This window comes from Gaetbulibacter sp. M235 (assembly GCF_043876835.1).
In the GTDB taxonomy this organism is placed as follows: domain Bacteria; phylum Bacteroidota; class Bacteroidia; order Flavobacteriales; family Flavobacteriaceae; genus Yeosuana.
In genome coordinates, this window is sequence record NZ_JBAWJZ010000002.1 from 528,534 (window position 1) to 550,543 (window position 22,010).

At 31.4% G+C, this 22,010-nt stretch carries 21 protein-coding genes; 10 read left to right on the forward strand and 11 right to left on the reverse strand.

What is annotated here, in order from left to right:
- Positions 1 to 21 precede the first annotated feature (21 nt).
- The 10 genes from V8G69_RS05150 to V8G69_RS05195 form a co-directional block, all read right to left on the reverse strand.
- Positions 22 to 762 carry a shikimate dehydrogenase family protein gene (locus tag V8G69_RS05150; protein ID WP_394880743.1) on the reverse strand — a complete coding sequence of 247 codons (741 nt, stop codon included), beginning with the start codon at positions 760 to 762 and terminating at the stop codon, positions 22 to 24.
- On the reverse strand, positions 755 to 1,774 hold the full coding sequence (locus V8G69_RS05155; protein WP_394880744.1) for a DUF368 domain-containing protein: 1,020 nt from the start codon (positions 1,772 to 1,774) through the stop codon (positions 755 to 757). The genes V8G69_RS05150 and V8G69_RS05155 overlap by 8 nt, the downstream gene beginning before the upstream one ends.
- Complete coding sequence (locus tag V8G69_RS05160) at positions 1,774 to 2,694, reverse strand: DUF368 domain-containing protein (RefSeq protein ID WP_394880745.1); 921 nt, start codon at positions 2,692 to 2,694, stop codon at positions 1,774 to 1,776. Before V8G69_RS05160 ends, V8G69_RS05155 begins: the two co-directional genes overlap by 1 nt.
- Before the next feature lie 54 nt (positions 2,695 to 2,748).
- Positions 2,749 to 4,137 (reverse strand): tetratricopeptide repeat protein, encoded by a 1,389-nt coding sequence (locus V8G69_RS05165; RefSeq protein WP_394880746.1) that lies wholly within the window; start codon positions 4,135 to 4,137, stop codon positions 2,749 to 2,751.
- Positions 4,138 to 4,297: 160 nt separating this feature from the next.
- Positions 4,298 to 5,476 carry an aspartate aminotransferase family protein gene (locus V8G69_RS05170; protein ID WP_394880747.1) on the reverse strand — a complete coding sequence of 393 codons (1,179 nt, stop codon included), beginning with the start codon at positions 5,474 to 5,476 and terminating at the stop codon, positions 4,298 to 4,300.
- 3 nt (positions 5,477 to 5,479) lie between these two features.
- Positions 5,480 to 7,609 carry an OstA-like protein gene (locus tag V8G69_RS05175; protein ID WP_394880748.1) on the reverse strand — a complete coding sequence of 710 codons (2,130 nt, stop codon included), beginning with the start codon at positions 7,607 to 7,609 and terminating at the stop codon, positions 5,480 to 5,482.
- Between the two features lie 118 nt (positions 7,610 to 7,727).
- The gene (locus V8G69_RS05180; protein WP_394880749.1) at positions 7,728 to 9,005 is read right to left on the reverse strand and encodes an adenylosuccinate synthase; all 1,278 of its coding nucleotides are present in this window, start codon (positions 9,003 to 9,005) and stop codon (positions 7,728 to 7,730) included.
- 9 nt (positions 9,006 to 9,014) lie between these two features.
- Positions 9,015 to 9,467: a Fur family transcriptional regulator gene (locus tag V8G69_RS05185; protein ID WP_394880750.1), complete on the reverse strand. Its 453-nt coding sequence runs from the start codon at positions 9,465 to 9,467 to the stop codon at positions 9,015 to 9,017.
- Between the two features lie 23 nt (positions 9,468 to 9,490).
- The gene (locus tag V8G69_RS05190; protein WP_394880751.1) at positions 9,491 to 11,710 is read right to left on the reverse strand and encodes a RelA/SpoT family protein; all 2,220 of its coding nucleotides are present in this window, start codon (positions 11,708 to 11,710) and stop codon (positions 9,491 to 9,493) included.
- A 71-nt stretch (positions 11,711 to 11,781) separates the two neighbouring features.
- Complete coding sequence (locus V8G69_RS05195) at positions 11,782 to 12,354, reverse strand: non-canonical purine NTP diphosphatase (RefSeq protein WP_394880752.1); 573 nt, start codon at positions 12,352 to 12,354, stop codon at positions 11,782 to 11,784.
- 126 nt (positions 12,355 to 12,480) lie between these two features.
- Here V8G69_RS05195 and V8G69_RS05200 point away from each other — a divergent pair, with 126 nt between their 5' ends.
- The 8 genes from V8G69_RS05200 to V8G69_RS05235 all read left to right on the forward strand — a co-directional run bounded on the left by V8G69_RS05200 (position 12,481) and on the right by V8G69_RS05235 (position 19,508).
- Positions 12,481 to 14,703, forward strand: a complete 2,223-nt coding sequence (locus V8G69_RS05200) for a M1 family metallopeptidase (protein WP_394880753.1) — start codon at positions 12,481 to 12,483, stop codon at positions 14,701 to 14,703.
- Between the two features lie 230 nt (positions 14,704 to 14,933).
- On the forward strand, positions 14,934 to 16,397 hold the full coding sequence (locus V8G69_RS05205; RefSeq protein ID WP_394880754.1) for a hypothetical protein: 1,464 nt from the start codon (positions 14,934 to 14,936) through the stop codon (positions 16,395 to 16,397).
- Between the two features lie 72 nt (positions 16,398 to 16,469).
- Positions 16,470 to 17,090 (forward strand): Pr6Pr family membrane protein, encoded by a 621-nt coding sequence (locus V8G69_RS05210; RefSeq protein WP_394880755.1) that lies wholly within the window; start codon positions 16,470 to 16,472, stop codon positions 17,088 to 17,090.
- 15 nt (positions 17,091 to 17,105) lie between these two features.
- Positions 17,106 to 17,540 carry an META domain-containing protein gene (locus tag V8G69_RS05215; protein ID WP_394880756.1) on the forward strand — a complete coding sequence of 145 codons (435 nt, stop codon included), beginning with the start codon at positions 17,106 to 17,108 and terminating at the stop codon, positions 17,538 to 17,540.
- Between the two features lie 2 nt (positions 17,541 to 17,542).
- Positions 17,543 to 18,343, forward strand: a complete 801-nt coding sequence (locus V8G69_RS05220; RefSeq protein WP_394880757.1) for an META domain-containing protein — start codon at positions 17,543 to 17,545, stop codon at positions 18,341 to 18,343.
- A gap of 17 nt (positions 18,344 to 18,360) precedes the next feature.
- On the forward strand, positions 18,361 to 18,840 hold the full coding sequence (locus tag V8G69_RS05225) for a hypothetical protein (protein WP_394880758.1): 480 nt from the start codon (positions 18,361 to 18,363) through the stop codon (positions 18,838 to 18,840).
- Between the two features lie 12 nt (positions 18,841 to 18,852).
- Positions 18,853 to 19,143, forward strand: a complete 291-nt coding sequence (locus tag V8G69_RS05230; protein ID WP_394880759.1) for a hypothetical protein — start codon at positions 18,853 to 18,855, stop codon at positions 19,141 to 19,143.
- Positions 19,144 to 19,154: 11 nt separating this feature from the next.
- On the forward strand, positions 19,155 to 19,508 hold the full coding sequence (locus tag V8G69_RS05235) for a hypothetical protein (protein WP_394880760.1): 354 nt from the start codon (positions 19,155 to 19,157) through the stop codon (positions 19,506 to 19,508).
- 10 nt (positions 19,509 to 19,518) lie between these two features.
- Here the strand turns inward: V8G69_RS05235 and rlmH are convergent, their stop codons facing one another.
- Positions 19,519 to 19,992 carry a 23S rRNA (pseudouridine(1915)-N(3))-methyltransferase RlmH gene (gene rlmH / locus V8G69_RS05240; protein WP_394880761.1) on the reverse strand — a complete coding sequence of 158 codons (474 nt, stop codon included), beginning with the start codon at positions 19,990 to 19,992 and terminating at the stop codon, positions 19,519 to 19,521.
- Positions 19,993 to 20,117: 125 nt separating this feature from the next.
- Here rlmH and nadC point away from each other — a divergent pair, with 125 nt between their 5' ends.
- Positions 20,118 to 20,978: a carboxylating nicotinate-nucleotide diphosphorylase gene (gene nadC, locus V8G69_RS05245; protein ID WP_394880763.1), complete on the forward strand. Its 861-nt coding sequence runs from the start codon at positions 20,118 to 20,120 to the stop codon at positions 20,976 to 20,978.
- Between the two features lie 90 nt (positions 20,979 to 21,068).
- Positions 21,069 to 22,010 (forward strand): YihY/virulence factor BrkB family protein, encoded by a 942-nt coding sequence (locus tag V8G69_RS05250; protein WP_394880764.1) that lies wholly within the window; start codon positions 21,069 to 21,071, stop codon positions 22,008 to 22,010.

Consider the following 22,010-nt stretch of genomic DNA (forward strand, 5'->3'; position numbering starts at 1 on the left):
TTAATACTTTTAAGTTTGTTTTTAATGTAAATTCCAAATAGACCAGGCTTTTTCGGCCTGCAATTTTAACATTTCTAAGCCGTTTATAGTTAGCGCTCCTTCTTGTTTGCCAAGTCTTAAAAAAGTGGTTTCTTCTGGATTGTATATTAAATCGTAAAGAATATGCTCTTTGGTTATAGCTTTATATGGAATATTTGGGCAGGCTTCTACATTTGGAAATGTGCCAACAGGCGAACAGTTTATTATAATTTGATGCTGTTTTATGATGTTTTCGGTTAATGTGTCATAGGAAAAATCAATATCATTTTTTGCAGTTCTAGATACATATCGATATTGAATGTTTAATTCTTTTAAGCTAAAGGCGACTGCTTTACTGGCACCACCTGTTCCTAATATTAAAGCTTTTTTATGATGCGGCTTTAAAAATGGTTTTAAGGATTCTATAAAACCAAAGTAGTCTGTATTAAAGCCAACAAGTTTATTGTCTTCAGTGACTTTAACAGTGTTTACAGCTCCAATTTCTTTTGCCTTTTCGTCTAATGTATCAAGATAGGGTATAATAGCTTCTTTATAAGGAATGGTTACATTAAATCCTTTTAAATCATCAATATTCTTAACTGCTGATGGGAATAAACCTATAGTTTCTATATCAAAATTATCATATGAAATATTGTCTATTTTTTCATCTTCAAATTTCTTTCTGAAATAGGCTCTTGAAAATGAATACGATATATTTCTACCCAGTAACCCTAACTTACGCATGTTCTTTTCTTGTTTTTTGACCATAAATTTCCAGCGCCAATACAATTGCAATACCAACAAAAATGAATACTATGGCATAATAAGTGTCATTTGTTAATTCAGGAATATATCTCTTATAATTTTCAACAACTTTTTCACCTCTTGAATCTAAAAGAAAACTTCCGGTTTCACTTAATTTATAAATAGTTTTTTTCCAAGGCCAAACCACACCAAGCGAGCCAATAATAAATCCAATTATAGCTGAAATTGTGATGCTTTTATAATGCTTTAAAATATAACTTAAAAGGTTTGAAAATGTAATTAAACCTGTTAAAGAACCCAATGTAAATACAACAAGTACTTTAAGCATTCTTAATCGTTCAGGATTTGTTATGAAGCCAAAATCACCACTTATTAAATCGAAAAAAGTATCATATAGAGCATTAACAGATTCCACAAGTAGCAATACATAATTTCCCAAAAGAATTAAAATGAATGAACCAGAAAACCCAGGAAGTGTCATGCCCGATACGCTTATTATGCCACAAAAAAACACAAACCATAAATTATCATTTTCTTTTGCAGGGCTTAAAAAACTTACGCCAACGCCTAAAATGATTCCAATAAAAAGAGATAAGTATGTTTTGTAATTCCAGTCTTTAAAATCTTTATTTATATAATAAATGGAGCCAATTATCATTCCGAAAAAAACACTCCAAACGTATAATTCATAGTATTTTATAAGATAATCTAAAACCTTGGAAATGCTAAAATAGCTCACAATCATACCAAAGAAAAGTAAGCTTAAAAACCTGCCATTTACATAATTGTAAAAACTTTTATAACGACCATTAATGAGTAATTTAAAAGCTTTAGCATTTATTTTTCTAAGTGAATAAATGAATTCTTCATAAAAACCAGCAACAAAGGCAACTACACCACCAGAAACTCCTGGAACTTTATTTGCAGCTCCCATTCCTAATCCTTTTAAGATTAAGAAAACTTTATCTCTAAATGTTCTAGTGCTTTCCATTAGTGTTTTTTTGAACCTACTTTTTCAAGAATAAAAATAGTTAAAAAACCAACGATTATTAATAATATTGCAAATACAATATGATTATCTCCTTCAAACGAAAAAGGGGAGATGCTTCTTTCTAAAAGAGGAGTTTTAATACCTTTTGAATTAACATGCCAGGTCAATGTTTCTTTCCAAGGCCAGACTTTATTTAAAGAACCAAAAATAAACCCAGTAAGAATTGCCAAAGTTAAATTATGATAATGCTTAAAAAGCCATTTTAAAAGATGACTAAAACTTAATAATCCTATTATAGCCCCTGTTGCAAAAACAATTATTTTTTTTAAATCAAAATCATGAAGAGCATCACTTAGAGTTTTATAAGCCCCTAAGATAACTAGTATAAATGAACCAGAAATACCTGGTAAAATCATAGCGCAAATTGCTAAAGCACCAGCAAAAAACAAGAAAAAGGGACTTTCGTTTGTTGCTAGAGAAGGTAATGATGTAATGTAATAAGCTGAAAATGCACCAAAAAGCAAACCAATAATAACAGTAACATTCCATTTTTTGATTTGCTTTCCAACAAAATAGATACTTGCGATGATAAGTCCAAAAAAGAATGACCAGATTAATATTGGTTCATTTTCAATCAAATAGTTAGCCAGTCTCATAAAAGAGACATAACTAACAATAATTCCTGATAATAATGCTAAAAGAAAATTACCATTAAGTTGAGTCCAAAAATCCTTTAAACCCTTTTTAAATAACGTTTTAAAAAGCGATAAGTTTACATTGCTTATAGTTGAAATTAACTCTTCATAAATCCCCGATATAAACGCAATTGTACCGCCTGAAACACCTGGTACAGCATCAGCTGCTCCCATTGCTAGACCCTTTAAGGAAATCAGTAAATAATCAGTAAAACGTCTTTGCATATTCTGGTTTTAATTTAAAAACCTAAAGGTATATAAATTTTTTAAAGACGTTTATTAAGAGTTTGATTTTAGTATGTTTTTAACTTGAATTTTATTGCATACTTCAGGAAAAAGTTCATCAATAATAAATGAATAATCAGGATTGAATTTCAAACCATTTTTTAAATGAAAAGTACCTTTGTCAGATTCATTTAATAAAAAAAATAAACCAGCTAATCGGTATTCAAGTTCGGCATTTTCAGGATAGAATTCTACTGCTTGCTCAAAATTGTAAATAGCAGCTTCAGGCTCACCCAATTTAATTAGTAAATCCCCACGAGACAGCCAAGTTGAAAGCTCATAATTGCCTAACTCTAAAGTTTTTTTGAAACCACGTTCTGCTTCTTCAAATAAATTCAATCTTAAATTTATATGAGAATAAAGTTTCCAATAAATAACATTTTCACTATCAATATTTATGGCTTTATTGATGTAATATAATGCTTTTTGATAATTTTTCTTTCTATTATAAAATCGAGTGATAGCTATCCATCCTTTATCTAATAAAGGATCTTCATGAACAGTTTTGTAATAATATTGAACTGCTAAATCATCTTTTCTTAATTTTTCATAACAATTCCCTATTCGTAATAATGCAAAAGATGTAGGGTCGTCTAACTTTAAGGTAAAGCTGTAAAATTCTATGGCCTCTTCAAAACGTTTTAATTTTTCAAGAACTTTTCCTTTTTCAAGATACGCGCCAACAAAAGTATCATCAGAAATGATAGCAAAATCATAAGCTGCCAACGCTTTTTTATAGTCTTTTAAGGTATAATATTGTTTTCCTAATTGATGCCATGCCACTTCACAGTATGGGTTTTTGTCTAAAAATGAATTCAAATATTCAATGGCTTCATCATTTTGGTCAAGAAAATCAAAACAGTAGATAATATTATATAATGCTGAATAGTCTTCAATATCTTCTTCAAGACATTTAATGAAGTAAGTTTTTGCGTCTTCAAACTGATCTAAAAACAAATATTCCATTCCAATTAAAGAATACAAATCAACTACATCATCAGTTAAATCCAAAGCTTTTTTAAGAACATCAATTGCTTGCAGGTGCTCATCTTTTTTAGATAGAATGTTAGCTTTCTGAATGTATATTTCCTCATTCATTGGTTCTAAAAGATACAATTCATTAAGTAAGGTATCAGCTTGAACCAACTTGTTTTCAAAGACATAAACTTCAACTTTAAATAGTTTTAAATTGGTTGATGTAGGGTGTTGTTCTAAACCCAATTTAATGGCTTTTTTAGCTAAAGACATTTTACCTTGATTTAGGTAATGGTGTATGATATTTTCGAATTCTTCTGAATCAAAAAACAAAACATTGTTTGTTTTTAACATGGATTCAAATTTTAAAAGAGGTAAACTATCGTTGTCGTTAGAGCTATACTCCATAAGCATGTTTGTATGATTCTACATCAATAAATTTAACGCTCTAATTGATTTTTTAAAGAATATGTGTTAAATGTTTTTAACAAAGTAATGAACACATTAATTTATTGTTTAAGATGTAATGCCTTTGTTTTTGATATTCAAAAAGTTAAAGATTATTTTTTTATTGAATTGAGTTTAAAATATTCAAAATAATTGAACATCCTTTGATGATTTCTTCATCTGAAATGGTTAAATGAGGTGTAATTCTTACAGCTTTAGGTTCAAATAATAACCAAAAAAGTATCAAACCTTCTTCATGGCTAGTAAGAATTAGCTTGTTTGCTACGTCTTCAGAAGTCATAATTAGGGCAAGCATTAAGCCTTTTCCCCTGATTTCTGATAATAATGGATGTACTAAAAGTTTTCTAAAGAGTTTTTCTTTTTCTAATGTTTGTGGCATTAAATCGCTCTCAATAATTTCTGTTAAAGTAGCTAGGGCAGAAGCAGCAATAACCGGATGTCCGCCAAAAGTAGTTATATGTCCTAATTTAGGTTTGTCTTGGAGTAAATCCATGTGCTCACTTGAAGCTGTAAAAGCACCAATAGGCATACCTCCACCTAAACCTTTTCCCATAACAACGATGTCTGGAATACAATTGTAGTTTTCGAAACCAAAAAGTTTTCCTGTACGACCTATACCTGGTTGAATTTCATCTAAAATTAGAATGGCGCCAACTTGGTCACAACGTTTTCTGACTTTCTCTAAATAATTATTTTTTGGTTCTATAAAACCAGCTCCACCTTGTATGGTTTCTAAAATAACACCTGCAGTTTTAGAAGTTATTTTTGATATATCATCTTCATTATTGAATTCAATAAAACGAATATCTGGTAGCAGAGGCCTGAAGGCTTGTTTACGCTCTTCATAACCCATTACGCTCATAGAACCCATAGTATTGCCATGGTAAGCTTTTTTTGCAGCAATCAATTCGCTTCTGCCAGTAATTCTTTTAGCTAGTTTAAGAGCACCTTCAATAGCTTCGGTACCAGAATTTGTTAGGTATGTTTTATCTAATGGATTTGGTAGATGATTAGCAATTAATTTACATAGTTCTACAGGAGCTTTTTGAGCATATTCTCCATAAACCATGACATGTAAATACTTATCTAACTGCTCCTTAATAGCATTAATAACTTTTGGATGATTATGTCCTAAAGGAGTTGCAGAAACTCCAGCAACAAAATCTAGATAAGCTTTTTGTTCAGAATCGTAAATATAGGAACCATCAGCATGAGAAATTTCTAAAGCCAATGGATGTGGTGATGTTTGTGCTTGGTATTTTAGGAAGTCTTGTTTCATGAGCTATTCTTCTTCTTCTTTAATTTCGGTTAAAGAGGCATTCCAAAGGAAGAAGTTATCGTCTGTTTGTATGTTGCTTATTAAGCACCTTAACTTACTGCCATCGTTAGGTTTGATTTCTTGTATGCTGTACTTTTTCCAGGTTGGAGACAATATTATATCTAAATTTTTATAGACAGTAAAATCTTTTCCGTCTTCTTGAAACCTTAGGCGTATTGTGCCTTTGCCTTTTAACCAAATTGAAAATTTAAATGTTCCACTTGTTTTATTAACAGATTGAAGAATATGACCGTCTGATTTATCTACGCCAACAATATTATCAGCAGTTATTTTTCCATTCGGAGCTGCTTCAATATTTGCAGTTACTATACAATTTCCTTTATACCATTTAGGGTTCTCAAAATCTTCGCCGAATTCTAAAAGATTATTTTCATTCTTACCAATAAAATCATGACTATTTCCAGCCATATTAATTCGTTCCATCATTTCTTCATCAAAAAACTCTTCTTGCGGCACATAATCATCAAGTCCTTTAATAATTGGTAAAACTAGTGGAGGATCATCTTTAAACAAATCATCAATACTTTTTAACTGTTCCTCTTCACGCCAATCAAAGCCCTTTAATAATTTTTCATTTTCAGGAAACGTTGATTCAGGGTAAATTTTTCCATCTATTTGGTTAATCTTCCTAACTTCTTCAATTTCTTTTTTCTCCAAAAATATTTTTATACTTCCAGATTTTGCTTTGTCAATACCTACTAATTCGTTCTCATCATTTCTAAAATAATAGATAGACTCAGCATTTTTAATGATATCAACTGTTTTTAGTTCATTTTCTTGGTTAAATAATCCTACCAAGCGTTGGCCAGCAATTTGATTATAGCCGGCTTCAAGAGTATCTTTACTTATTAAAAAAGCATTTTTAAAAACAATTAGGGAATCTAGTTTTTCAGTTTCAGGATTTGAAATAAGATGAATTGTATCTCCAGTCATTTGATTTCCTATATTCCAAAGTATTGGTCTACGTTTTGTTGAAAAGGCATCTCCTGTTGAATATTTTGAAATATTGATAAGTTGGGTTAGCCCTTTGGCATGATCTACATGAACAGAATCTGCTTTACCGCTCATATCAGATTTATAGAGTCGTACATTTCTAAAAGCGCGAGTAATTCTTTTTTCTGGCTTTCCTGTAACCATTAAGGTATCTGCATGCATGTAAATAGAATCATTCTCTTGAACAGTAATTGCTAATGCTTTTTTTGTTATAAAAACAGAATCTTTTTCTTTAAAAACTTCGGCGTAATGACCTTTTACTATACTGTGATTTATAGTATCTGTTACTTTAATGTTATTTGTTGCCGAAGCAAAACTTCTATTATTATCAAAATATAAACTGTCGCCTTCAATGATTCTGTTATCATAATAAATTTTTGATTTTTTTAAGGCATAACCAATTTTGGTTTTAGTATCGTAATATCCTTTTTCACAATAGGTAATACTTTCTTCTGTGGTAATGGTTGAAGGTCCAAATAAATAAGCTTGACCAGTATCTGAATAAAAGTCGAAGTAATTAGATTTTATTGTTGCATCTGGATTTACTAAAACTACATCATTAACAAACTGATACTTTTTAATGTTCATATAATAACGACCAATTTTACTTGTTATAGTTCCAGAAGTATCTTTTACTACGGTGCCACCATTTCTATAAAAAGCTTGTTGTTTTTCCCTGTCAAAATACAAAGTATCTGTAGTTATAGTTGAATTTGGGTCTTTTAAAACCACATCGCCACTTGCAAAGGCTAGTTTTGTGATTCCACTATATTCCACATATTTTGAATTCATATTAATAGTATCTCCCTGAATCATTTTTACATGTCCGTAGGCTTCTATAAAATTTTCATTTGTGTAATAATAAGCTTTATCACACCACATATTGGTTCCCTCATGTATAATGTGAATTTGTTGAGAATCATCACGGGTCAAGATTTTAGCACCAGGATATTCAGCTTCGTTGAAGGTTAAAAAGCCTGAATATTCAATTTCAATTTTTTTCTGTCCTTGTGCATGCAAACTAAACCCAGAAATTAAAAGGAAAATAAATAAAAAATATATAGATTTTAATGTGTTCAAAATAGAATTGTTTGACGCAAAAATAACGATTATTATAATGTTTAAGTATAAGGAATCAAAAAACGCCCCAAAAATTTTGAAGCGTTTATAAATATATACTATCTAAAGATAAATTTATCTATTGATGTCTGAAAATTGTCTGTTTTCTATCTGGTCCAACAGAAACGATAGTAATAGGAATTTCTAATTCTTTTTCTAAAAAGTCAATATAATCATTTAAAGCTTTTGGAAGTTGGTTAGCTTCAGACATTCCTGTTAAATCCTCGTTCCAACCACTAAACTCTGTAAAAATTGGCTCCACATTTTCAGGATCAATATTATATGGAAAATGAGTTATTACATTTCCTTTATAGTTATAGGCTGTACAAACTTTCAGGGTTTTAAATCCAGAAAGCACATCGCCTTTCATCATCATTAATTGTGTAACTCCATTTACTTGACAGGCATACTTTAATGCAACCAAATCTAGCCAGCCACAACGACGTGGTCTTCCAGTAGTAGCGCCAAATTCCTGACCAACACGACTCATAGTTGCTCCATCTTCATCAAATAATTCTGTTGGGAACGGACCGGAGCCAACACGTGTTGTATAAGCTTTAAAAATACCAAATACATCACCAATTTGACTAGGCGAAACGCCTAAACCGGTACAAGCTCCAGCTGCAGTTGTGTTGCTTGATGTAACATAAGGGTACGTTCCAAAATCAATATCTAATAATGAACCTTGAGCACCTTCTGCTAAAATGGTCTTTCCTGCTTTTTGAGCTTGGTATATATATTCTTCTGAATCAATAAACGTAATAGATTTTAAAACCTTCACGGCTTCAAAAAATTCTTTTTCTAGTTCAGCCAAATCATATTGGATATCCACATCATAGAAATCAATCATTGATTCATGCTTATCGGCCAAAGCTCTGTAACGTTCTTTCCAATCGCTCAATTCCAAATCTCCAACGCGTATACCGTTTCTGCCAGTTTTATCCATATAGGTTGGTCCAATGCCTTTTAAGGTAGAACCAATTTTAGCTTTTCCTTTTGAAGCTTCACTAGCGGCATCTAACAAACGATGTGTTGGCAAAATGATATGTGCCTTTCTAGAAACCAAAAGTGATTTTCTGTAGTCTACATTCTGCTCTTCTAGTTTATCTAACTCTTTTTTAAAAATTACTGGGTCAATAACAACACCATTACCTACTAAATTTGTAGCATCATCATGAAAAATCCCAGAAGGAATTGTGTGTAAAACATGTTTTCTTCCATTAAAAACTAATGTATGCCCTGCGTTTGGTCCACCTTGAAAACGTGCAATAATATTGTATTTGGATGTAAGTACGTCAACAATTTTTCCTTTGCCTTCGTCTCCCCATTGTAAACCTAGTAGTAAATCTACTGCCATTGTATAAATTTATTTATTTGATTTTCTATTTCCGTAAAAGTAGAGTGAATGATTATTGATTTCAATATCGAAAACCTCTTCTATTGTTTTTTTTATAGACTGAATTCTTGGGTCGCAGAATTCTATCACTTCACCTGTATCTGTTAAAATAACATGGTCATGCTGTCTATCAAAATAAGACTTTTCATAGTGTGCTTGATTTTGACCAAATTGATGTTTTCTAACCAATCCACATTCTAAAAGTAATTCTATGGTATTATATAGTGTTGCACGAGAAACTCTATACTTTTTGTTTTTCATGCTTAGATATAAAGATTCTATATCGAAATGCTCGGTTTTATTATAAATTTCTTGAAGTATAGCGTAACGTTCTGGTGTTTTTCTGTGCCCATTGCTTTCTAAGAAGTTTGTAAAAACACTCTTTACAATATCTTGATTTTTGTTATCCGCTTTTGCATTCATAATTTCACCACAAATTTACACTTTTAAACTCTATTCACTTTATCAATACCATTAATTTTTTTAAGTTTTTCTATTAGTTTTTTAACAAGTGTATTATTTTTAACAATAACGTTAATTTTTCCCGTAAATAAGCCGTCATCACTATCAAAACTTAAACTTTTCATGTTCACATGCATGTTTGATGAAATTTCTTTAGTAATATCATTCACTAAGCCAATATGATCAATTCCTGAAACTCTAATTTGAACCAAAAATTCTTGTTGTGTTGAATCTATCCATTTGGCAGACATGATTCTATAAGAATAGTTTGATTGCAAACTTACAGCATTTGGACAGTTTTTTTTGTGAACTTTTATGCCTTCGGTAACTGTTAAAAATCCAAAAACTTCATCACCTGGAATCGGGTTGCAACAATTGGATAATTTATAATCAAGCTTTTCTTCTTCTTTGCCAAAAACAAGAGAATCATAATTTGCTGTAATCTCTTCTTTTTCTAAGTCTTCTTTTTTAATATTTGCCTTTCTGGTAATTTTATTTTTAATAAAACTCATTAAGGCATTACTTCGTGAAGAAGCATAGTCTTTAAGCATAGCATTGTCTATAGTTCCAATACCAACTCTATAAAATAAGTCTAAACTGGTTTTAAGTTTGAAATAATTAACAAGTTCATTGATGCTCCCTTCGTTTAAAGTAACTTTTAGTTGCTTTAATTTTCTTCTAAGAACCTCTTTGCCTTCTTCACCAATCTTTTTCCTATCTTCTTTTAAGGCAGATTTTATTTTACTTCTAGCCCTTGCAGTGGTTGCGTAATCCAACCAGTTGGCATTGGGTTTGGCACTTTCAGATGTTAAAATATCAACTTGGTCGCCACTTTGTAACTCATGACTTAAAGGAACCAGTTTGCCATTAACTTTTGCTCCACGGGTTTTCATGCCAACTTCTGAGTGGATATTAAATGCAAAATCTAAGGCTGTTGCACCTTTTGGTAATGATTTTAACTCACCTTTGGGAGTAAACACAAAAATTTCTTTTGAATAAAGATTGAGTTTAAATTGCTCAACAAAATCTACAGCATTTACTTCTGGGTTTTCAAGAGCTTCTTGTAAACGGTTAATCCAACTTTCCAGATTATCTTCTTTTTCAGAATCTTGTTTGTATTTATAGTGTGCTGCATATCCTTTTTCTGCGATTTCGTTCATTCTTTCACTTCTAATCTGCACTTCAACCCATCTGCCTTTTGGGCCCATTACCGTAATATGCAGTGCTTCGTATCCTGTTGATTTAGGTGAAGAAATCCAATCACGAAGTCGTATTGGATTTGGTCTAAAGTGGTCGGTTACAATGGAATATATTTTCCAAGCTAAGAATTTTTCGTTCTCTGCATCACTTTTATAAATAATTCTAATGGCAAATTTATCGTATACTTCATCAAACGAAACGCCTTGTTTCATCATTTTTCGCCTGATTGAAAAAATGGATTTTGGTCTTCCCTTTATAGTATATTCAAGATTTTCTTTATCTAACGAAACTTTTATAACATGACTAAACTCTTTTATGTATAAATCTTGTTCTTCTTTACTTTCTTTTATCTTGTTAAGAATGTCGTTATAAACATCTGGTTCAAGATATTTCATTCCTAAATCTTCAAGCTCTGTTTTTATGTTGTATAACCCAATTCTATGAGCTAAAGGTGCATAAATATAAAGTGTTTCAGAGGCTATTTTAATTTGCTTGTCTGGACGCATGGCATCCATAGTTTGCATATTGTGCAATCTGTCAGCAATTTTAATGATGATTACGCGAACATCATCATTTAGAGTAAGAAGCATTTTCCTGAAATTCTCTGCTTGCAAAGACACATCCATATCTTTTTCCTTGCTCAAAGATGAAATCTTAGTTAAACCGTCAACAATTTTAGCTACGGTTTTTCCAAAAAGGCGTTCTATATCTGCAATGTTGTAATCGTCACAATCTTCAACAACATCATGAAGTAATGCAGCAGCAATAGAAGTGGCATCTAAACCAATTTCTTGAGCAACTATTTTTGCAACGGCAAGTGGATGAAATATATAAGCCTCACCAGAACGTCTTCGTTGGTCTTTGTGTCCATCTAAAGCTACGTCAAAAGCGCTCCTAATAAGTTTTTTATCATCACCAGAAAGTGTTCTGTAACTAACTTTTAATAACTCTTTGTAGGCTTTAGCAATGGCTGCATTTTCTTGTTCTATTTCGGCATCTGTCATGAACTAAAAATAGTATAAAGAATATTAACAAGCAATAACTTTGTTGTTTTTAATCTAATAAAAATAAAGGTTTATGAATTCAAATAAGCAATTAATAATTGAACGGCTTTCCCTCTGTGACTAATAGAGTTTTTTATAGAGATATCCATTTCAGCAAAAGTTTCATTATATCCTTTTGGTTGAAAAATCGGGTCATAACCAAAACCATTTTCTCCTCGTTTTGAGATAATGATTTCACCTTTGCAAATTCCCATAAATGTATGTAGTTTATTGTTTGAGTTTAAGGCTATAACCGTTTTAAATTGGGCAGTTCTATTGATACTGTTTTTTAGAGCATTGAGTAATTTGTTCATATTATCATTAGAATTACGTTGATCTCCAGCGTATCTGGCCGAAAAAACTCCAGGTTCGCCGTTTAAAGTATCAACTTCAAGACCAGTATCGTCTGCGAAACAATCAAATCCATATTTTTCTTTTATATAATTTGCTTTTTGAATGGCATTGCCTTCAATGGTATTTCCTGTTTCAGGTATATCTTCAAAACAACCAATATCTTCAAGACTTAATAGTTTAATGTCCTTTGGAATTAACTCTTGAACTTCTTTAATTTTATTAAGATTATTGGTCGCGAAAACAAGTTTCATATGTTTTTTTATTATTAAAGTTTTAAACAAAACTATAATTAAAATTGACACACAAAATTTTAACAATAAAAATCTATCCAAAATTTATATCTTGTCAAGATAAAATCCACTAAAAAATACTTAAAAATGAGATTAATTATATCCTTTGGTTTTGTTGTTTTTTTAACTCTTAATTTATATTCTCAAAATCAACCATGGCAAGGAAAATTTGAACCAATTGATAGAATGGTTGATCAACCAAACTCGTTTAGAGCTGCTAGTGGTGCGCCAGGTAAAGACTATTGGCAACAACGTGCCGATTATAAAATTAAAGTGCTTTTAGACGAAGCTAATAATACCATTTCAGGTGAAGAAAATATTACCTATTTTAATAATTCGCCAGACGATTTAACATATTTATGGATTCAGTTAGAGCAAAATGTCAATAAAAAAGGCAGTGAAGATTTTGGGTCATTAAATAATATGGCTGACGGAATGAATACCAGACAAATGCAATTCCTTACCAGAGCTATCGATTTTCCTGCAGGTTATAGTATCAAATACATAAAAGATTCTAATGGAAACGCTATTAAATCATTAGTGAATAATACCATGATGAAAGTGCTTCTTAATGAACCATTAAAATCAGGTGCTTCTTTAAGCTTTTCTGTTGGTTGGTCTTATCCTATTACAGATAGAAGTATGTTTTTGCTGTCAAGAGAAGGTTATGAATACTTTCCAGAAGATAATAATACAGTGTATTTAATAGCGCATTGGTTTCCTAGAATGGCAGTTTATAATGATACAGAGGGATGGCAAAATCAACAATTTGAAAGATTGGGTGAATTTGCTTTAGAGTTTGGTAATTATGAAGTTGAAATTACAGTTCCTGAAGATCATTTAGTGGCATCAACCGGAGAATTGCAAAATCCTTCTGATGTTTTAACAAAAACCCAGATTCAAAGACTGGAAACAGCAAGAAAATCTTTTGATAAACCCGTTTTAATTGTAACACAAGATGAAGCGATAGCCAACGAAAAAGAGAAATCAACCAAATTAAAAACATGGAAGTTTAAAGCTAATAATGTTAGGGATTTTTCATTTGCATCCTCTCGTAAATTTATGTGGGATGCTCAGGCTGTGAAGTTTTCAGATCATACATCTATGGCCATGTCTTTTTATCCAAAAGAAGGCTTACCGGTTTGGCAGGAAGAATCAACCAAAGCGGTAGTTAATGCGTTACAGGTTTATTCAGAGTCTATTTTTGAATATCCTTATCCGGTAGTAATTTCTGTAAACACGTCAAATATTGGTATGGAATTCCCAATGATTAGTTTTAATGGTGGTCGTCCTGTGAATGGAAAGATAAGCGATGGCGCAAAAGCTGGTATGATTGGAACCATTGTCCATGAAGTAGGACATAACTGGTTTCCTATGATTATAAGTTCTGATGAGCGCAAATGGATGTGGATGGACGAAGGTTTGAATACGTTTATTCACCAAAGAACTATTGCAGAACGTTATCCAGAATTTAATTATACAACACCAAAAAGCATTGTTCCTTTTATGAGTGGAGATAAAAGTATTATGCGCCCAATTATGACAACTTCCGACAATGAATTGTTAAGTCAATTTGGGAATAATTTCTATATGAAACCAACTGTAGGTTTGCAAATTTTAAGAAATTCGGTTATGGGCAAAGAGCTTTTTGATCAGGCTTTTAAAGAATATTGTAACCGTTGGAAATATAAACACCCAAACCCAGGAGATTTATTCAGAACCCTAGAAGATGCCAGTGCGGTTGATTTAGATTGGTTTTATAGAGGATGGTTTTTTACAACTGATAATGTAGATATGGAATTATCAGACGTAAAATGGTTTAAAGTTTATGAAGAAAATTTGAATATTGAAGACCAAAGCAAGAAAGTAAAAATGAAAATTGAAGGTGAAAATTCAGGTGGAAAAGCCAAAGATTTTTCAAATGGTCCAGAAGTTATAACAATGGATGCTACACCAGACAAAGCTTATGGACAATTTCTCTCAAGACTTGATGAAAATGAAGTTCGTAAACAAGTTTCTGGAAAAAATATTTATGAAGTAACTATAAAAAATATTGGTGGGTTGGTGATGCCAGTAACCATTGAATGGATTTTTAAAGATGGTAGTTCTGAAATTGATAAATTGCCTGCTGAAATCTGGAGACTTAATGAATATGAAATAAAGAAAACCTTTGTTAAAGATAAAGAAGTTACTCAAGTAAATTTAGATCCTAATTTTGAGTTAGCTGATACTGATACTAGTAACAATACGTTTCCAAAACAAGAACAAGAGTCTGATTTTGATCAATTTAAGAATAAGAAAAAGAATTAAACATGCAATTTTTTAATTCGCCATTGAAAGTCTTTTTATGTTGAATAAGACAAGTAAAACATCTGATAAACCTATAATTTATTGAAAATAAACACCTTAATTTTCAAGAATAAGTCTTTAAGCTAAAAAAAATCAATAAAAACAAGCAATTAATGTTAACTATTTGAGTAAATCATTATATTTATAATGTAGTATAATTCATAATAATGATAAACTTAATATTTTACTCAATGAAAAAGTCTGCTGTTTTTCCGTTTCTTTTTGCTCTTTTTGTACTACCTGTTTTTGCTCAAAACGATGTTGCTTTGCTTGCTGAGGATTGTTTATATCTTGGTAAGAAAGTGTTTTTAGAACCTGGTAATTATAATTTCAATCAACTGGGTATTCAAAATGATAAATTGTCTTCTTTCCATATTCCTGATGGTATGGCATTGCAAATTTTTGATGAAGCGAATTTTAGGGGGCATAGTGAAACTTTTTATTCTTCAGTTTTATGCCTTTCCTCAACAAGATGGAATGATAAAGCTTCATCAATAAGGATTTTTTGGGTGCATGACCCAGACAAGCCTGGAAGTGATGTTGGTAATAACCTTCCTCCACAGGGGAATAAAGTGATTTTTTACAGAGACCATAAGTACACAGGTATGGCAAAAGAAGTAAGTGTTGGTGATTTTAACATGAATACGTTAGGATTTCTTACAGATAATATTTCTTCTATATATATTCCAAATGGTAGCTCTGTTAATGTGAGAGATAAAAACGGTAGAACCCAAATTTTTACAAACAGTATATCTAGTCTATCATCATACGGATGGGACAACAGGATAAATTCAGGTTCAATCACTTATAGCAGTGGAGGCGATAATTTACCCCCACAAGGGAATAAAATCATATTTTATAAAGACGCAAAATATAGTGGAATGTCTAAGGATTTTGCCTTTGGAAATTTTAACACGACTAGTCTAGGTTTTTTATCGGGTAATATTACTTCAATTTATATTCCTTCTAAATATTCGGTAAAAGTTTATGATAAATATAATAACACACGAACATTTAGTTCTAGTATCTCTGATTTATCACAAATTGGGTGGAACGATAAAATAGTTAGTGGAGTGATAACAGGAGGCACTAGTGGAGGAACGCTTCCGCCGCAAGGAAACAAAGTAATTTTATATCATAATATAAAGTATTCTGGTACAGCAAAAGACTTTGATGGAGCATTTACTTCTAGCAGTTTAGGAAATCTATATGAAAATGTCTCATCTGTATATATACCGGCAGGGTGGACTTTACAAGTAAGGGACAAGTTTGGGCGTTTTCAGCATTTTACCACCAGCATTAGTAATCTTGGACAGTATGGATGGGATAATAAAATAACATCTGGAACTATTGTTAAAGGTAATAGTGGTGGGCAACAAGGTGGCAACCAAGGGGGTAATTGGGGATCTGTCACTCTTTATGCTGATGCTAATTATAAAGGAAAGGCAACAGCTTGTAGAGAAGGAGTTACAAACAGCCTTGGGTTTGGAGCCAATATTTCATCAATCCAATTACCTGAAGGTTTTGCCATTACTGTTTATCAAGGCCCTAACCTAACAGGAAGTAGTACAACATTTACAAATTCTGTGGGCAATTTAGCGTCCTACTTTGGATGGAATGATAAGATAAGTTCTGTTTATGTGTTTAGGCAATAAAAAAACAAAAGAGTTTATGGAGTAGGTTTTAATTATGAATGAACTTTGTTCAAAGTTGAAGTTACTGATTATATGAAAGAACCGTTTAATCGTGTTGGGTTTCTAATTGGTTGGGTTTCGGTAATCACCCAATTCATCTTAATGCTTCAAAACAGACAGGCTGATATTGTTGAAACCATTATTCGCTTTTTTAGTTTTTTCACCATTTTAACCAATACCCTGGTTGCTTTATACTTTACAGTCCACACTTTTAAGATAAAGAACAGGGTATTGTTTCTCTTTTATAAAAAGGGAACGTTAACAGCTTTAACCGTATTTATCTTGGTTGTTGGCATAGTGTATCAAATTGTACTGCGACATGTTTGGGAGCCCAAGGGATTACAATTAATAATAGACGAAATGCTGCATACCATAAATCCAATATTTGTTTTGGTTTACTGGATTTTATTTGCATTGCGTGAAGATGTAAATTTTCAAAACATAAAGGGTTGGTTGTGGTACCCGGTCATTTATTTTGCTTACATAATCACAAGAGGGTATTTTTCAGGATTTTATCCTTATCCATTTGTTAACATACCCGAGATAGGATATAAGCAATTATTTATTAATTTTATTTTAATATTTAGTTTTATCATACTCCTTTTGGCAATTTTAATAGCTTTCGGTCGTAAATTAAAACACAACATTATTTAACCTTAATATTTTATTATGAAAAAAAACCTCTATTTATTCGTTTCAATGTTAACCTTATTATTTGTTTCTTGTGCATCAACTAATAATTCCAACAATAAAGCACTTTTTGGAAACACTTGGGAATTGGATTATCTTTCTGGACCTCGAATTGCTTTTGAAGGTCTGTTCCCAGACAAAAAACCAAAAATTACATTCAACAAAACAACCAACAAAGTAGAGGGTAACAATAGCTGTAATGGTTATTCCGCTGACTATACGTTGAACGGTGATGAAATTTCCTTTGGAGAACCTGGTCCAACAACAATGATGTTCTGCGGTGAAGGAGAAAAATTCTTTTTAAATACCATAAAAAAAATAAACAAGTACAAGATTGACAGCGATGGAAAATTAAATTTAATGATTGGAGATGTTCCAATGATGCGTTTTAAAAAAATAGCAGACAAGCAATAATGATGAAACCTGTAATTTATTTAAGCCTTTTTCTTTTTGTGTGTATTGGTTGCAAAAATGGAACTAACTATAATAAAACAATAGAAATTAATGCTAGTGCAGATACAGTTGTACAGTTACAGAACATTGCAGAAATAAAAACTTCAGAAAGGCCACCATATTTTAAAGCTAGCGGGAATGAGCCATTTTGGGGGTTGGAAATATTTGATAACCTTATTGTTTTTAAAACTATAGGAGATTCCATTAAAATGCCCCATGTTAAACCGGTTTTTGCGATGGACAGTAATGTGAAACTGTACAAACTTGTTACGGAATCTGCAGAACTTAACATTCAAATTTCCCAGCAAGAATGCATTAATTCCATGTCGGGCAATAGCTCACCATATAAAGTTTCTATAAATTACAGAAAAACCATAGATCCAGATTTTAAAAATGTAGAAGGATGTGGCCATTATATATCCGATTACAGATTGCACGATATTTGGGTGCTGGAAGAACTAAATGGTAAAAAAATCACCAAGGAAGATTTCAGTAAAGAATTTCCGTCAGTGGAGATAAACGCAACAACCAACAAGTTTTTTGGTTTTGCCGGCTGTAACCGGATGAATGGTACCTTGTTTTTTGAAAAGGACAGACTTCGTTTTACAAATATTGTTACCACAAAAATGATGTGCCAACCTAACAACAAAGAGCCTGAATTTTTAAAAGCCATGGAAAAAACCACTTCTTATAGTATTAAAAATAACAGGCTCGTATTATCAAATCCTTCAGGAGAAAAAACAATATTTAAAAAAATCGATTAAAACCATAAAACATAGTCATGAAAAAAATATTTCCAGTAGTTTTTGTTGCATTAGTGTTATTGAATTGCAAAAACAAAGAACAAAAAGGTGAAAATACAAATCCTGTTGAAGAAACAGCAATAGTTGAAACAACCAAGCCAAACACCTTAGATAAAGGATGTTATGTTTATAACGCCAATAATAGTATGATTACGCTTGAGATTACTGAAACAGGAGAATCCATCTCAGGTAACTTAATCTATGCATTGGCAGAAAAGGATAAGAATATAGGAATCTTTAAAGGGCAATTAAAGGAAGATATATTGATTGGGGACTATACATTTCAATCTGAAGGAATGGAGAGTGTTAGGGAGGTCGCCTTTAAATTTGATGGAGAACAATTTTTTGAGGGTTATGGAGAAATGGTAATAGAAGGCAGTAAAGCATCATTTAAAGACACAAGCAAAATTAACTATATGTCCACTACGGCATTAACCAAAACAGACTGTGAACAATGAAGAGCAGCCTGTTTGTTTATTCAAGGTAAAGCTGTATCTGCTTTAAAACAAACATGTTTAGAATTAGCTACCCTAAACATAAAATTGGACCCTTTAAAGGATGGTGCTAGGACCAAAGGAAATCCCGCATATGTGTTATTTAATGAAAAGCAAACAAAAGCCGAAATCTTTTTGCCCGGACAAGATAAAGGCATTGTTTTAAGCAAGACCAATACGGGAAATTGGGAGGCAGGAGAATATAAGTTAATTAGTTGGAAAGGTTATGTGATACAACAAAATGGTAAAGCTGTATTCGGGGGTTAAAACGGTAGATTATGTATGAGAAATTAAAAGAAAAGCCTATAAGCAGAAGCCAATTTTATAAACGACTATTCAATCACTTTATGGTGTTGGTATTGATTTTTCTTGTTTCATTAATTGTGGGCGTTTTAGGGTTTATGTATTTTGAGAATGCAAGTTTGCATACGGCTTTCCTCAACTCATCTTTATTATTAGCTGGTTTAGGATTAATTGAAAAACCGGTAACACCATTAGGGCATTGGTTTGTTGGTATATATGGTTTGTATGCTGGGTTGATATTCATTATATCACTAGGGATTTTAATAACCCCCGCAATACACCGTGTTATCCATACTTTGCATTGGTCTGATGGCAATCTAAGTGATTAGATATCGTTAATCATTTATGATGATAAGGTTCATTCTTTAAAATAGTAAATCCTCTATAAAGTTGTTCAATAATAAATAAACGTACCATTTGGTGAGAAAAGGTCATTTTTGAAAGTGATAATTTTCCTTGAGCTTGTTTGTAAACATCATCAGAAAAGCCATAAGGTCCTCCAATAACAAACACTAATTGCTTAATGCCAGAATTCATGTGTTTTTGTAAATAATCAGAAAAAGCTACGGAATCTAATTGTTTGCCATTTTCGTCTAATAGTATTAAAACATCTGTTGAGGTTAAAGAACTTAAAATAAGTTCGCCTTCTTTTTGTTTTTGTTGCTCTTCACTTAAGTTTTTAGTTTTTTTTAAATCTTGAATAATTTCAAAATTAAATTTAATATAGAAGTTTAAACGCTTTTGATAATCTTCAATTAATAATTGAAGTGCTTTGTTATCAGTTTTACCTATGGCAAGAAGTTTTATGGTCATAAAGCAAAATTACTATTTGAAAATTATCAATTAAGGATTTAAAGATAGAAATTTTAAAAAATTCATAAATTGAAAATCTAATAAAGCAAATCAATTTCTTATTTTAGCGATAAATTTTTATGGTAATGATAGCTAAAGAACAATTTGACAAAGAAATTGAAATAATAATTTCAAATGCAATTCGTGAAGATGTAGGAGATGGAGATCATAGTTCAATTGCTTGCATACCAGACGGCGTTAGAGGAAAAGCAAAACTATTAGTTAAAGATAAGGGTATTATTGCGGGTGTAGCTTTTGCAAAAAAAGTATTTGCTTATGTTGATAAAACTTTAAAAGTTGATATTCTTATAGAAGACGGTTCTGAAGTTTCTTATGGAGATATAGTAATGTATGTTGAAGGTTCTCCAAAATCTATTTTAATGGCAGAACGCACTGTTTTAAATGCTATGCAGCGTATGAGTGCTATAGCTACTAAAACTAGAATGTTTGTGAGCTTACTTAGAGGAACCAGGACAAAAATATTAGATACTCGAAAAACAACACCTGGCATTCGTGCATTAGAAAAATGGGCAGTTAAAATTGGTGGTGGTGAAAACCATAGATTTGCTTTATATGATATGATTATGTTAAAAGATAATCATATAGATTTTGCAGGTGGTATCACTAAAGCTATTGAAATGGCTAAACAATATTTAAAAGATACCGATAGAGATTTAAATATTATGGTAGAAGCCAGAGATTTGTCTGAAGTTAATGAAATACTTCGTAGCGATGGTATTTATAGAATTTTATTGGATAATTTTGATTACGAAGACACTAAAAAAGCTGTTAAATTAATTGGAAATAAATGTCTTACAGAATCATCTGGAAATATAAATGAAGAAACCATTAGACATTATGCAGAATCTGGTGTTAATTACATTTCTTGTGGAGCATTAACGCATTCTGTCCATAATATGGATTTAAGTTTGAAAGCCATAAAATAATTAGAATTAGGTTAGTTTTTGAATTTGTTAAAATAGAAAGTATAAATTTTTATTTAATAACTTTACGTGAAATAACAGATACAAACATTAATGACAAAACCCATTGAAGACAAGCTTTCTAAAATTCCTGTAGTAAATATTTTAGTAAATCTTTTAAAGCGATTAAAACTTCCTGGTCTTGAAGGGCTTTCATTTTATGATTTATTAGAACTTTATGTTATAGGTATAGCTAAAGGTGCTTTAACAACAAGAGCAAGTTCTATAGCGTTTAATTTCTTTATGGCTTTGTTTCCTTTTTTATTGTTTGTTTTAATTGTTATTCCATATGTTCCAATTGACGACTTTAAAATAGAGTTTTTAAGGTTTTTAGATTCTTTTTTGCCACCAAACACTTCTGAGTTTTTCTTTCAGAATATTTTTGAAAATATAGACCAATCACAAAGAGGTGGATTGGTTTCTTCTGTTTTTGTGCTATCAATTGCGTTAATGGCAAATGGTGTTAATGCGGTTTTTTCGGGTTTTGAAAATTCATATCACCAACAGTTATCAAGAAACATTTTAAGACAGTATTTATACGCTTTGGGTGTTGCATTAATTTTAGGATTTCTGCTTATCTTCACTATTGTAGTATTAGGGTATTTTCAAATTTTTGTAGTTCAAAAATTACTGACCGTTTTAGGAAACCAAGGATATCAAGTGGAATCACAAACGGTTTTTTGGTTTGATGTTGCAAAGTATATGTTTTTTGTTATTATGGTATATCTAGCAACATCAACATTGTATTATTTTGGAACGAAAGAAGGAAGAATTTCAAAATTTTTTTCTGCCGGAGCTTTATTAACAACCATTTTAATCATTTTAACGTCATATTTGTTTGGAATTTATATAGAAAACTTTGCGCAATATAATAAGCTGTATGGCTCTATAGGAGCACTTTTAATATTGATGTTTTACTTATGGCTCAATGCTAATATTTTGCTTTTGGGTTATGAATTAAATGCTTCGTTGAATAAGTTAAGGGAAAGATGTTAG